Here is a 13,906-nt window from a genome sequence, read left to right on the forward strand (position 1 = left end):
AGCCGCATGATCTTCCCCAGTAACTCAAGCAGGTCTGTGTTGGGTCGGGATTTGTGGTCTTGCTTACAGTCGATCCATTGCGCATCATCGATGAACAGAACCATGGGTATCCTTTCCATGTCGCTGTTATCCGGATTCATCAGCATCGAGAGGTTCTCGACGACTTCGTCTACAAACTCTTTTTTCTCCTGCCGCTCACGCTCGACGTGGCTCTGTTTCTCCTCTTTCCTGATGCCTATCGCCTTGTTGATTGCGCCCGCAATGCCTTTGCCGATTTCATAATAATCCTTGGCGGTTTCAATCAGCGTCAGCTTACTGATTGTCACCAGCGCAAGATTCAGCACCTCCTGGCCTACTGCGTTACGTACTTCCCTTCTCTGGCGCGCCATTTCCATCGAAAACAGATGGCTGGATAGAATCCCCACTGCATCATTCAACACCGGCTTGCAGGTTGACTTTTCGGTGGTTTGATCGGGTAACTGGATGCCCCACCAAAGAAATGGCAACCGTTGTTCCAAATCCACCTGGTCGAATGGCGGATTGACCGTAAGCGTGTCATTGTTCCTGCCGATGAGGGGGGGCCAGTACCGGCAGCCATCAGCCTGATGCCGTTTGACTATTTCCTCATAAAACTTGTGCACGAGCCGGGTTTTACCAAAACCGGAATTGGCCAAGAGAATTGCCAGCTGGGGCTGTATCTCCTCAACCCGCTGAAAGTCGGAAACCTTTTTCCACCTTTCCATGAGAAGACCCAGCTCACCGCGCTCTACATAAACATCTCTCCACCGATAGGTTTTATGTTCGAGCTCTGTCTCTGGGTCAGCATCATTCGTATCCTGCCGCTCAAATTCATCGAACAGGCAGCTCAGTTTTTCTGGATCCGGTTTTGACATTAATATTCAGTCCCTGGGAGTCTGTCGGATTTACCGTCTCAATTTGATAAAATATCGTAAATCCCAGAATAACGAAACGAAGTGGCCATGTCAGACAATAAAACAGGGGAAGAGAGAAAAACAGAGTGCGTCCCCGATTACGCCGTGGATTTCTGGGGACAGTATACCCATTAGCAGCGAGACTGAATTAAGTATACTGTCCCGAATCGCACAGTACAGCTGCTAGAATGGGCCGCAAATGCACAGTGGATGGTGTTCAATGAGCCATATCGATAAGAAAAACCTCTCAGAAACCGATATCAGAACGAAGTTCATTACCCCGGCTATCACCCTGGCGGGGTGGGATATTCAGACCCAGCTCCGCGAAGAGGTTGCCATTACCAATGGCAAGATCCTTGTGCGGGGTAAAAAGCACAAACGGGGCAAGCCTAAGTTTGCCGACTACATCCTCTACCACAAGCCCAATATCCCCATCGCAGTCGTAGAAGCCAAAGACAACAATCATGCGCTGGGTGACGGTATGCAGCAGGCCCTTAACTACAGCGAAATGCACGGCGACTTGCCCTTTGTCTTCAGCTCAAATGGCGATGGCTTTCTCTTCCATGACCGCACCGTCACCGAGGGGCAGATAGAGACAGAGCTCACCCTGAATGAATTCCCCAGCCCAGATGAACTTTGGCAGCGTTACTGCGACCACAAGGGGTTGAAAGATGAGACTGCCCAAGCTCTGGTTGCCCAGGACTACTACTCCGATGGCAGCGGCAAGACGCCTCGCTACTATCAGGTCAATGCCATCAACCGCACCATCGAGGCCATTGCCCGCGGACAGGATCGCATCCTGCTGGTCATGGCTACCGGCACGGGTAAGACCTACACCGCCTTCCAGATTATTTGGCGGCTGTGGAAATCGAGAACCAGGAAACGCATTCTCTTTCTCGCCGATCGCAACATCCTTGTCGACCAAACCAAGAGTAACGACTTCAAGCCCTTTGGTTCGGCAATGACCAAGATCCAGAAGCGTCAGGCCGACAAGTCCTACGAGATCTATCTCTCCCTCTATCAGGCCGTTACCGGCACCGAAGAGGCCCAGAACATCTACAAACAGTTCTCTCCCGACTTCTTCGATCTGATCGTGATTGATGAGTGCCACCGGGGCAGCGCCGCTGAGGCTTCTGCATGGCATGAGATTCTCGATTACTTCTCAGCGGCTACCCATATCGGCATGACCGCCACGCCCAAAGAGACAAAGGATGTCTCCAACATCCACTACTTTGGTGAACCGGTCTACAGCTATACCCTCAAGCAGGGCATCGAAGATGGCTTTCTCGCCCCCTACAAGGTGGTGCGTATGGAACTTGATAAGGATCTCTTCGGCTATCGCCCTGAAAAGGGTAAGAAGGACAAATATGGCCAGGAGGTCGAAGACCGAGTCTACAACCAGAAGGAATTCGACAAGACGCTGATTCTGGGGCAGCGCACCCAACTGGTAGCTCGCCAGATCACCCGTTTCCTCAAGGGCACCAACCGCTTCGACAAGACCATTATCTTCTGCGAGAACATCGACCACGCCGAGCGCATGCGCCAGGCCTTGGTCAATGAGAATGCCGACCTGGTGAGTCAGAACAGCAAATACATCATGCGCATCACAGGGGACGAGCAGGAGGGCAAGGCTGAGCTGAATAACTTCATCGATCCGCAGAGCAAATACCCTGTCATTGCCTGCACCTCCAAGCTGATGACCACGGGTGTCGATGCCCAGACTTGCAAACTCATTGTGCTTGACCAGAGCATCAAATCCATGACCGAGTTCAAGCAGATCGTCGGACGGGGCACCCGTATCAATGAGGCTTATGGTAAGTTCTACTTCACCATCATCGACTTCAAAAAAGCCACTGAACTGTTTGCCGACCCGACTTTGATGGCGAAACCAGTGCAGATTTACACCCCGGTCAGGTGAAGACCCCGTGCCCCAGAAGACTTTGATGAAGAACACCTGGGGCACAGCTCGATGGCAATGAGTTAACGAAGTTCCAGGTGATTGGGATGATGCCGAAAGAGGATGTAAGCGGATTAAATACGTCATCAACGACGTACCGTGCATGAATTGCCGAGCGTGTACGTACTACGGTGGCGAGCCGGATCAGGTTCATGATCGGTCCCCGTGGAGGTGCGGATTACCAACCAACCTGTGGTCGAAGTGGCTGAGGGGGCGAATCCTCCCCACTCCTGGGAAATTGGGATCAGCAGTGCGGCGCCGTTGAATGAGAGCCGTCGGCTCAGTAGTCGCTCGGCAGGGGTTGTGGGGGCTTCGCCCTGCAGTTCGGGATGCCATGTTTCATCGGGTGAAAGTGCGGGCAGTGCAGTGTAAAGTAGCTGTGGCGTTTCCAGAGCAGTCGTCCGGCAGGGCTGGCGCGGGTTCCGGTATTGCGGACTATCGGTTGGCCACTGTCCAGTATCAACGAGAGTCGGTGGGGTTGCCGGACGATGCCGTCCAGACGATAGCGTGTCGGCGCAAACAACGCCGTGTTACTGGTCAGATGATAGAGATCGTCTCCCTCTCTGTGTTCGATCGGTGTGGATGTCTGCGGGTTCTCAAGACGTGTTATAACCACATCAGCGGTAAATGTTGTCTCCTGAAAACCTCTGCGGTCACCACCGCTGTACTGGATCGCCGCCAGCCTGGCGACAGGATCTCCTGTCTCCGCTTCGGCCCAGAGAGTCAGTTGTTGCCCCCCCGTACCGTACCAGACCACAAGACCTGTAGCAGTAGTCAGAAGTGGGAGTACCAACAGCAGAGCGGGACGCGTGAGAAGACTGCTCAACAGCACCATGAGCAGAAGATAACCAAAAAGGTATAACGGCACCGCCATGTGGGGCTGGCTACTGGTGAGCAATGCCAGGGTTTTGCTTTCGGGTGGTTTTGGCGGACGCAGCCCATCGAGTTGCTGCAGTAGTTGGGGAATCTCCGACAGTTGGCCGTAACTGCGGATAAGATGTCCACCACAACCGGCTGATCTGCCCAGACGTTCAACCACTGATGAAGATGCCTTATCCAGCAGCAGGATGCCGCATCCAGCCAGATATTGACCCAATGCCTCCGACTGTCGTTGCCCAAGGGCCGCCAGACTTTCCAGGTCGGTGATGACCGATTGGACAGCGCCATACCCCTGTGTGGTATGAGGAAACCTGGCGGAAGAGAGCATCACGATAGCGCTCTCTTCCGTTGTTTTGAGCTGTGCGGTGGATCTCATCCCCTCGTTCGGCGCGATGGAAACCAGGGTGATAGGTAATCTGGTGGCCGTGAGGGTGATGGAGTGGGTGAGTGTTTTTTCACTTGGCGCTGTCAGGGTGACAGTAACCGAGCCATCCTTTTTGGGTTTGATGCCGATCCAGAGTTTTTTTCTGGCGTGTTCGTTTAATTGCAGATGGTAGAGCGTTCTGCCGTTGGCATCCGAGATTGAGAGATCGGCTCTTGCGGCATGAGATGAGACGATCTCCACCCCGATTTCGGTGGTTGTCCCTGGCTGGAATTTCCCCAGCAAACCTGCATGCACGCGCAGATCTGCAGAAGACCCTGCTGCTGTTTGAAAAGCAGACAACAGCAGGATCAGCAGAAGAGAGAAACGCGAAAGGAGGATCAGAGTCTTCTCCTTAGTGTCTATCCAGAAATACTCTATTTACCACGAAGAACACAAAGAACACGAAGGAAAAATGATTAACAATGAGTTGTCTTTCGGCAACTGCTCCTTGCGTTGCTCTACCCCTGTATCTGACCTCCAGGGATGGAGGAAATGCAGAAAGAGTGCAGGAGCAGTCTTTGCCATGCAGTCGCGTGTTCTTCGTGCCCTTCGTGGTGAATGATAGGTTTCTAAACAGGCATCCTTTAACGGATGACATGATTCAGGGAGATGACGGCCCAGGCGGTCACCAGATTTTTGTTGCCCTCCCACCAGCGTGGAGAGTCCGGGTTGACCCAGGAGCCGTCTTTGTCCTGCAGGCCGAGCAGTTTTTCGGCCAGGTCGTTGCGCCAATTATGCTTGATGCCGTTGCTATCCGTGACCTCTGCTTCACCGAAGGCATACATGCTCTTTGCGAAGGCGTTGTAGTAGTAGAACAGTCCCTGATTTTTCTTCGCGCCGGGATTCTCATCCAGGGTGTAGTTGGCACGGATCCAGTTAAAGGCGGACTGAATCCTTGGGTCGTTCTTGTCGACACCGGCAAACAGCAGACTGATGAGCCCGGCATGGGTCATGCTGCCATAGGAGACGGCATCTCCATGTGGGCTGTAGCCGGGCATATAGGCGAAGCCACCATCATTCTTTGCCCATTTAAGGTCGTTGGTTTCACTATTGTTCTGGGAACGGCTGACAAAGACCAGCGCCTTCTCCCAAGCCGGGTCGTTGGGATCGAGACTGGTAGCCTTCAGTGCTTCGATGGCGAGGTATTGATTGGAGAGATCCGGGCGCTCGTCACCACCATAGCCGATGCCGCCGTAGTATTTGTGATCTTTTTTATAACCGTCTTTCTCGTCCAGTTGCAGTCCTTTAAGAAATTTCTGGCCGTTTTCTATGGTCTGTTTATATTTTGGGTTGCCGGTGGCCTGTAGTGCAGTGATGGCAACTGCCGTATTGTAGTTGCGGTTGTTGATGGTCTCACTGATGGAACCATCCTCCTTCACATGAGAGAGCAGGAACTCAACAGGCTTGGTGATGAAGGGGCCGTCATCCTCGGTATATTTGCGGCGGCTCTCAAGATAGGCGCGCAGCGCCAGTGAGGTGATGCCGACTGAGCCCGACCAGGAGCCGTCTTCGTCCTGCTGTTCCCGCAGATAGCGCAGGCCGTTATCGGTGGCGCGCTTGGCTTTACTCTTCAGCCCTGAATCCATACTGGCATCCGTGGCGGAGGCACTGAAAGCCAACAGGAAAGTGAACAGAAATGTTAGTGTCTTGGTCATCAATTTCATGGGGTAATTCTCTCCATCAATATTTGTCGATTCAATGCAGGTCGGGTTTAAGTCTTAGGGTTAGGGTATGCAACGCCGCTGCAAGCCCCAGATAGATCGCACCGAGCAGCAGACTATCGGGATAGGCAAAGCGCAGGCTGCCGAAAGGAGTGTTGCGATAGAACCACTCGCTACGCAGGTAGTCATACTCAGCGGCGGCGGATATATAGCTCAGGGGGCTTGCCGCAATGATCGCGTTGACCGCAGTGTCACTGAAAACAAAAAGCTCCACCACGGGGCCAAGCCAGAGGGTGGCGCTAGCGGCAACCAGTGCCAGCAAAAATACTGTCGGTAGAGCGATCTCTGCGGTTGCGCGAAATCTTTTCAGAAAACCCGCAAGACTAAACAGCAGCAGTGTGATGTTGAATACCGCAAGCGTACTCTGCAGCAGAATGGTATGGGGGATCGTGCCTTTGTCGTGTGTCAACAGCATCAACAGAAATATACCGGTGGAGGCGATGCTGTTGAAAACAAGAGAGAGTGTGCCGCCAGCATGTGGCAACATCAGCAGGCAGGTCAGAGAGGTTGCCAGTCCCAGGTTGACCTGCAGCCATGCATCAGAGGGGAAAGATGATCCTGAGAGGGGCATCGTGTATTGAAACAGCAGCATCAATAGCGCCGCGAGCCCCCAACGCAGCAACCAATCTTTTATCTGCACCGGATTCATCCGTTCTCCAAGTGCTGGATGGAACATCGTCAGCCAATACTCTCCAGGTTGGCTGCTCCGGTATTCCTCTGCAGATGGTTATCGACATATTCGAGCAGAAGTTGGAACTGGGGGTAGAGCGCCATTTCATCGCAATCGATGGGGTTCTTGAAATAGGCGGCGAGATGATACATGGGGCCGGATTCACCCTGCCGTGCGGCGAATTCGCTGAGGCGGATCATATCCAGTACCAGCGGCGCCGCCAGGATGGAGTCACAACCCTGCCAAGTGAACTGCATGGTCATCTTGACGTCGAGGAAACCCTGAAAATGGATCAGATCCCAGGCGGTTTTCCAGTCTCCCAGTGAGGGGACATAGTTGATGTCGATTCCACCGTGAGGAGAGTAGCCGAGAATCGAGTCGAGAACATTACCCTTGTTGCGCAGTTTGGCCACCTTGTGGTTCGGGTCGTCCAGTGTTTTGCCGTCTCCGTTACCCAGCATGTTGGTGCCTTCCCAGCTAAGGATGCGCAGGTTGCGGTAGGCAAACATGGGCGCCAGGGCGGTCTTGACCAGGGTCTCGCCGGTTTTGCCGTCATTGCCATAGAATGGCACACGCTGTTGGTCCGCCAGTTCGTGCAGACCCTTCAGATCTGAGCCGGGATTGGGGGTGAAATTTATATAGGAGCAGCCTTCAAGAAAAGCAGCCTGGGTATAGCAGATGCTCGGGGTCAGTGATTCGAAGCGGTTCTCTTCGATGAGTAACTCGATACCCGCTTTCGTCTCATGGGCTTCGGTTCCCACAGGCAGGGATTCCGATGAGGTGAGATTGACCACCACCAGATGTTCGAGTGCGTGCCGCTCCTTGAAACGTTTCAGATGACTGCGAATCCTGGAGACGAACATCGACATGTTGGGGCGCGTTTCGACCGGTGAATCGGGCTCCCAGCGCGCCGTGGGTTCGTAGATGATATCCGCATCTATGGCCTGCAGATCGGATTCGATGGCATCAATCAACTCGTAGGTATAGGTGCCGGAGCGCCTGGCGACGACACGGGCTGTATCCACCAGGGAACCCTCGATAATATCCAGGCCGCCGAATACCAACGAGTCCAGGTCTGCCAAATCGAGATCGCTGATGGGCGGGATCTCGGTGACCATGCCGTTGCTGGAAACCCGTCCGGCTCGTACCGCCAGGGTGCCGACTATCAAGGTTGTTGCGATATCGCCGCGAGCGCCGGCGAGCCAGATGCCAATTTTCCTGGAGGAACTTTTTCTTTTCATGATCCCTGTGGAACGTCCGAAAAATAGTATGGTTTAAGTCCTGATCGGCTTGTTGGCAGGATTCTTGAGTTAAAGATGGTGTCGCGAGGTTTCGGGACGTAGATTGCCTACTCTACCCAACCTATGACATCACTGAAGCCGCCCTTTGCCATGCCTTGAAAAAAGTGAGTGCCCTTGCGGGCACGACACTGAGTTTACCATCCCGGTACATCACGATCCAAAGGGGAGAGGCGGATCGGATGGCAACTGCCGACACGGAGGGGAGTTGTCGGCTGTTTCCGTTGACTTTTGATTTCAGTAATAGTCAAGCAATAAGGGGGCCAATATTTCCAGCTAAGCGATGCTGCTTAAAAACCATATAAAAAACAAAAGGATAATATCGCTATGGACAGTATTTTCCGAGCGGGAAGAAACGCGCGTTTTGTACATGAACTGTACAGTATATTTCCTGTCTGAGAGGCAAAAAATAGTATAATACTATAATTATCAATATGTTATGTATGTTCGCTAGGTATTGGTCAGCTGTGCAGTAAAATGTCACTCAATTGTTGCGTGACGGAATTTTGTTGCGCAGTGTGGTTCTGTGGAGTCCGAGCAGTTTGGCCGCAGAGACCTGGTTGTCGTCGCAGAGGCGGAGCGCTTCATCAATCAGTTCCCCCTCGGCGAACCCGATCAGGGTATGAAAAGATCCCTCGGTTTTCTCCGTGAGGTTGTGTTGCGCAGCCAGTTGGCGCAAGGCGTAACGCAGGGCATCACTCAGCTGTCCGAACGCGTCGTCACTGGTTGATCCGGTCTCTTGAGTTGTTATTTTGGGTGGCTCGTTCTCCAGTGCAAGGTCGTGATTGGTTAATTTGTTGCCCCTGGCGAGTAGCGCGGAGCGTTTGATGACATGCTCCAGTTCTCTAACGTTGCCTGGCCAGGCATGGGCGCACAGCCGCTCGATGACACCGGGTTCAAAATCGGATAGTGGTTTGCTCAATTCACCGGCGACCTGTTTTAAGAAGTGGCGGGCCAGCAGTTCGATATCCTCCTGACGATCGCGTAGCGGCGGAACCTGTAGAGTGACCAGATTGAGGCGGTGGAGAAGATCTTCCCGAAAGTGTTTGTCTGTAACCTCTTGGGCCAAATTCCGGTTGGTGGCGGTGATCAGGCGCGCCCGCAAGGGGATGGGGGTGCTGCTGCCGATACGCTCGAAACTCCGCTCCTGTAAAACCCGCAGCAACTTTCCCTGCAGGTGCAGGGGAAGTTCACCAATTTCGTCGAGGAACAGAGTGCCCTCAGCGGCGCTTTCAAAACGCCCGATACGACGTGCATCGGCGCTGGTAAAGGCCCCTTTCTCATGGCCGAAGAGTTCACTCTCCAGCAGGTTTTCCGGGATGGCGGCGCAGTTGATGGCGACAAACGGGGCCTCAGACTGTCTACTGTGCCGGTGGATGCCCCGTGCCACCAACTCTTTTCCGACGCCGCTCTCGCCGGTGATCAGCACGGTCATGTTGTTGGTGGTCAGGAGTCCCATCAGTTTGAAAAGCTCCTGCATGGGAGCACTCTGTCCCACGAGTCTGGGCTCAGTTTCCGGTTCTGGCTGCTCAGTTTCGGCTTCAGGGGTGGGCGGCTCGCTGGCGGACAGCTCAAGCATCTGGTGCAGCAGCTGCCTGACGCGGGTCAGCTCCACTGGTTTGCCCAGATAGTCGAAGGCATCGAGGCGCACCGCCTCCATCGCCGTCTCCATGGCGCCATAGGCGGTCATGATGACAACTGGCAGTCCGCCGATCTCATCACGGATCTGAGCCAGTGTCTCGATGCCGTCCATGCCGGGCATTCTGACATCCATGAAAACCGCATCGGGATGCTGTTCGCGGATGACCTGCAGGGCCTCCTTTCCACTGCTGGCGATCAGCGCCTCATGTCCCTCCATCTCGAACAGACGGGAGAAGGCGTCGCAGATGGCGCGTTCGTCGTCGGCGATGAGGATCTTGCTCATGCGGTTGTATCCTGAAGTGGCAGGCTGAGGAAAAATCTGGCGCCGCCAAGTTTACTCTTTTCGACACGAATCTGTCCGCCATGAAGCTCGGCCAACTCGCGACAGAGTCGCAATCCAAGACCGAATCCACCGGGTTTGTCGCTGCTGGGTTGATCGAACAGCGTAACCTGCCGATCCGGCGGAATGCCCGGTCCCGAATCGTCCACCGCAATCCACAGGCTGTGGCCGCCGGTCTCCAGGCCTGTGCTGAGAAAAATCTTACCGCCATCCGGCAGTTCATCCTTGGCATTGAGCAGCAGGTTGAGCAGTATCTGCCGGAGCATATCCCTGTCGGCGGAGAGTGGGGGGAGAGATTGGCCAGGCGTCATCTCCAATTGAATATGCTGGTGCTCGAACTGTAGTCGGGTGAGGTGGATGATTTCATCGATCAGCAGATTGACATCGATGCTGGTTCTTGACGGTTTTGCCGGCAGGCGATGCTGCAGGGTGCCGGAGACGATCAATTCCAGTCGCCCAACCTCATCCAACAGTGTCTGCAGCACGGCAAGATCCTCTCTGCCGGAGGTCTCCTTCAATAGCTGCAACTGCATTTTGATGGCGGTCAATGGGTTGCGGATCTCATGGGCGATGCGGGCGGTCATCTCCCCCAGTGTTGCCATGCGGCTCTGTTCGGCCACCGTCTTTTCATACTCCTGCAGTCTGCCCGCCATAGTATTCAAGGCGGCCGCAAGATGGCCGATTTCGTCCCGGCGGTGGATGGTTACTGAAGTCTGACGCTGTCCGGCGGCGATCTTCTCCGCCATCTCGGCAAGTTCTCCAATGGGCAGGGTGATGCTGCGGCTGGTGCGGTGACCGACCCAGGCCACCAGCAGCAGCCCGGAGATAACGCCCAGCCCCAGCCACCAGGCCATTCGGTGTGAGGTTGCGCGGATATCCGACAGGTTTGAGAGGGCGGCCACATAGGCAATGTTTCTGTTGCCGCGAGTCTCTATGGGCCGCATCACCAGCAGATAGTCCACTCCCCTCAAGTCGACTCTGTGGCGATATTCGGAGTTCAGCAGGTTAGGATGATCGGCGAGCAATCCAGTGATAATCGTTTGCAGATCGCCTCTCTCTCCCTGGAAGGTCGTAAAGTCGACCTCACCATCGGCGCCGATGAGGGATAGATCGGCTCTGATCAGGTGTGATAGCTGTTCCACGATGCCGGTCGTATGCGGAAAATCCCTGCGGGAGAGCGTCTCTACGGCGTGGATCAGTTGTTCGTGCAGACGCTTTTCCAGTGTTTCGGAAAAGAGTTGACTGCCCATCCACCAAGCCATGCCTGCACTGAAGAGCAGAGTCACCACATAAGGGATAAAGAGTCGCTTGTAGATGCCGTCGCTAAACATGTAACTCACTGATTTTGTCTCAATACAGCATATCTTAGCTTTTGGTGTTATTGGAGCGTAAAAAAATGTGTCGGAAAAATTTACACTTTTTTTCTTTTGTCAGTACAGCAAAGATTAAGCATATGCTAATAAGCTTGTTTTAATTTTTATCGCTAGAATCAGCGACAAGTCATTGAATAGTCACGTTTAAACCAGTGGACAAATCAAACCTCAAACGGTTGCGTCGTAAGGTAAATTGCTATAAAGGAACAAAATTCCTGTTTTGTGCGGTTTTTGAGATTTCACAGGTGCCGGATAACTTTACAATTGGGAACAAATAGACTTCCTTTGTTTTGAGTGAATGCCATTAACTAATTGAAATATAACTATAAATAGTTTGTTGGCCTGGAAATTGCTCAGTGTAAGGCGACTTTGAAAGAATGTTGTCAGTTTACAAACTGCAATTTCGTTGACCTGGAGGTTTTCATAATGAATCGTGTAATTGGTAATGGCTTTAAGAGCACCGCACTGGCCCTGGCGGGCGCGGCTCTTCTGGTTTGGGGTTCGGCGGCATCTGCGATGCCGATCGATTTTTTGGGTCTGGACGGCACGCCCGATCCGCTGGTTGAAGGTTACCAGTTCTCTGCGGGTGATGCCGCTTCCTGGGCGGATACATTCGTAACCACCGAGATCGGCGATCCCAATGAGTTCCTGCTCAGCGGTGCTGATACGTCTGAGATCATGGGTGCTGGCCCTGATAAGAGCTTCATCAACATCGACGCCCCCGGCGCATCGGTTGGCGGTACCGGTTTCGATACCACTATCTCTCTGGTTGCCATGTTCGACTCCCCGCTGCCAAGTGCCTCCACGCTGGTAATGCAGGCGCTGTTTGGCGGTGCGGTTGTTGGTTCTGACACTATCACCCAGTCCGGCACAGCATTTGAAGCCATGAGCATCTCCCTGGTGGATCTCGCATTCGACACCATTTGGTTGTTCGATACGGCAGCTGTTGGCGATGCCTTCCGCATCGACAACTTCAATGTAACTGTTGTTGACAACACTGGTGGCGGCCCGGTTCCTGAGCCTTCAGTACTGTTGCTGATGCTTGCAGGGCTGGCAGGACTTGGCATGGCAAAGCGTCGCGCCAAAGCTTAAACGACAATCAAGGAATTCGGGTTCATCGCCTGTCTGAAACCACGGGGAGAATACGGACCAACCGTTCGTACGTGGACAAAGGACGGGCTTTGAGCCGGGATGGATAAACCGGCCTGGATGGCCAAATCTAGTAGTCTCAATTAACGGAGGGGAATCCGATGAAGAGATCGATAAAATGGCGTTGGCTGGCGATGCTTGCGCCGTTAGCCATGCTGGCGATGTCCAGCGTGGAGGCGGCGGTAAACGTACGCGTACAGCCAAGTGGTGATAATGTAACGACAGCCTATGCGTTGTCAGGTGAGCAGCGCATACTCTTCGGCAACGTAGAGGGCGCGGCGGCCTATGAGTGCCGCTGGCAGTTCAGTGACGGCACCCCCGCCACTGCATGGGCTGCTCCGGGCGCTACCCGCTTTATCAATACAACCCACACCTATGCTTCTGCAGCACCTCACTGGGCGCGGCTTAGCTGCCGGGATCCCGGCAACATTGCAGATACCGACTCCGAAACCATCAACATGCTGGTCATAGGTACAGATAATCTGAACCGCCAGAAGAATGATGCGATCGATGATGGTCTGCGCTACTCATACAACCGTATCCTTACCGGCGGCGCCTATCAGGGCTGCTTCTATGGTAGCGGGCAGTATGGTGCGTCCACCGGTATGGCGCTGCTTGCCTTCGAGAACCACGGCCATAACCTCGACTCCAATGACGAGGATATCTATAAGGCGGTGGTGGAAGAGGGTCTGGCCTGTATCCTGCGGGTCTATCCGGTACACGTCAATATGACCAACCAGACCTGCGTAGGCGATCCTGAGTTGGGTGATACGGATGCCGACAACGACAACAAGGGTCTGCGCTTCCAGTCCACCAACCAGTACTACACCCCCTTCATGATGATGGCTATCGTCAATGCGGGCAGTCTGGCGACCGGTCAGTCCCATGTGGTCAATTACGGCAATGCTGCAGTCAACGGCATGACGCTCTATGACATCGCCATCGATACCAAGGACTATCTGGTCTGGTCGCAGGGCGACGCAAACGGTTGTGCCCGCAACGGCTGGCGTTATAGTCAGCACTCATCGATCCCGGATAACTCCGCAAACCAGTGGCCGGCACTGGCACTGGCTGAGGCTGCTGCACGTTGGGGTATAGATGCCAATCCGGCTGCCAAGACCCAGCAGGATGGATGGCTGACTTACTCCCAGTATCCGGGTACTACCGGGCACGGCGGTGGTTTTTGTTACACCTCCTGCGGTAGCTCCAACTATGCACGCACCTCTGCGGGCGTGATCGACCACCAGTGGGTGGGTACGCCTATCGGTGATTCAAGAGTGCAGCGCGCGTTGGACTACCTGGAGCGTAACTTCTTTACCACAGCGAGCGACGGCAACACCAGAAACTTCTACGCCATGTACGGTTTCTACAAGGCGATGAAGCTCTATGGCACCTGGACGATAACTTCCGCACGACTGACCGAGTACACCCAACTGGCTGGTCAACAGCCGTCAGTTTACGCCCGTTACCTATATGGCAAAGTTACTTCCCGTGAGCAATACGTAACTGAACGAAGCAATAT

General features: G+C 53.9%; 10 protein-coding genes and 1 pseudogene. 5 read left to right on the forward strand and 6 right to left on the reverse strand.

What is annotated here, in order from left to right:
• The first annotated feature begins 59 nt into the window (after positions 1 to 59).
• From G9Q73_RS13370 to hsdR, 3 genes and pseudogenes are all read left to right on the forward strand, one after another.
• Positions 60 to 416: a hypothetical protein gene (locus G9Q73_RS13370; protein ID WP_177420217.1), complete on the forward strand. Its 357-nt coding sequence runs from the start codon at positions 60 to 62 to the stop codon at positions 414 to 416.
• A 93-nt stretch (positions 417 to 509) separates the two neighbouring features.
• Positions 510 to 890, forward strand: a complete 381-nt coding sequence (locus tag G9Q73_RS13375; protein ID WP_177420218.1) for a hypothetical protein — start codon at positions 510 to 512, stop codon at positions 888 to 890.
• 271 nt (positions 891 to 1,161) lie between these two features.
• Positions 1,162 to 2,841, forward strand: a pseudogene (gene hsdR / locus G9Q73_RS13380) (EcoAI/FtnUII family type I restriction enzme subunit R); the annotation flags it as partial.
• A 328-nt stretch (positions 2,842 to 3,169) separates the two neighbouring features.
• On the opposite strand, the gene G9Q73_RS13385 reads toward hsdR, so the two are convergent.
• The 6 genes from G9Q73_RS13385 to G9Q73_RS13410 all read right to left on the reverse strand — a co-directional run bounded on the left by G9Q73_RS13385 (position 3,170) and on the right by G9Q73_RS13410 (position 11,193).
• On the reverse strand, positions 3,170 to 4,447 hold the full coding sequence (locus G9Q73_RS13385) for a hypothetical protein (RefSeq protein ID WP_177420219.1): 1,278 nt from the start codon (positions 4,445 to 4,447) through the stop codon (positions 3,170 to 3,172).
• A gap of 329 nt (positions 4,448 to 4,776) precedes the next feature.
• Positions 4,777 to 5,856: a prenyltransferase/squalene oxidase repeat-containing protein gene (locus G9Q73_RS13390; protein ID WP_177420220.1), complete on the reverse strand. Its 1,080-nt coding sequence runs from the start codon at positions 5,854 to 5,856 to the stop codon at positions 4,777 to 4,779.
• Between the two features lie 31 nt (positions 5,857 to 5,887).
• Positions 5,888 to 6,562, reverse strand: coding sequence for a hypothetical protein (locus tag G9Q73_RS13395; protein WP_218649961.1), 675 nt, complete (start codon positions 6,560 to 6,562; stop codon positions 5,888 to 5,890).
• Between the two features lie 29 nt (positions 6,563 to 6,591).
• Positions 6,592 to 7,824 (reverse strand): inositol-3-phosphate synthase, encoded by a 1,233-nt coding sequence (locus G9Q73_RS13400; protein ID WP_177420222.1) that lies wholly within the window; start codon positions 7,822 to 7,824, stop codon positions 6,592 to 6,594.
• A 541-nt stretch (positions 7,825 to 8,365) separates the two neighbouring features.
• Positions 8,366 to 9,805 (reverse strand): sigma-54-dependent transcriptional regulator, encoded by a 1,440-nt coding sequence (locus G9Q73_RS13405; RefSeq protein WP_177420223.1) that lies wholly within the window; start codon positions 9,803 to 9,805, stop codon positions 8,366 to 8,368.
• On the reverse strand, positions 9,802 to 11,193 hold the full coding sequence (locus G9Q73_RS13410) for a sensor histidine kinase (protein ID WP_246345693.1): 1,392 nt from the start codon (positions 11,191 to 11,193) through the stop codon (positions 9,802 to 9,804). Before G9Q73_RS13410 ends, G9Q73_RS13405 begins: the two co-directional genes overlap by 4 nt.
• Before the next feature lie 468 nt (positions 11,194 to 11,661).
• Between G9Q73_RS13410 and G9Q73_RS13415 the strand changes: the two genes are divergently transcribed.
• Together G9Q73_RS13415 and G9Q73_RS13420 are read left to right on the forward strand one after the other, a co-directional pair.
• The gene (locus G9Q73_RS13415) at positions 11,662 to 12,327 is read left to right on the forward strand and encodes a PEP-CTERM sorting domain-containing protein (protein WP_177420225.1); all 666 of its coding nucleotides are present in this window, start codon (positions 11,662 to 11,664) and stop codon (positions 12,325 to 12,327) included.
• Positions 12,328 to 12,485: 158 nt separating this feature from the next.
• Positions 12,486 to 13,906: hypothetical protein (locus tag G9Q73_RS13420; protein WP_304956601.1), on the forward strand; the 1,421-nt coding region annotated here is incomplete at its 3' end.

The organism is endosymbiont of Lamellibrachia barhami, assembly GCF_011947365.2.
Taxonomy (GTDB): domain Bacteria; phylum Pseudomonadota; class Gammaproteobacteria; order Chromatiales; family Chromatiaceae; genus QGON01.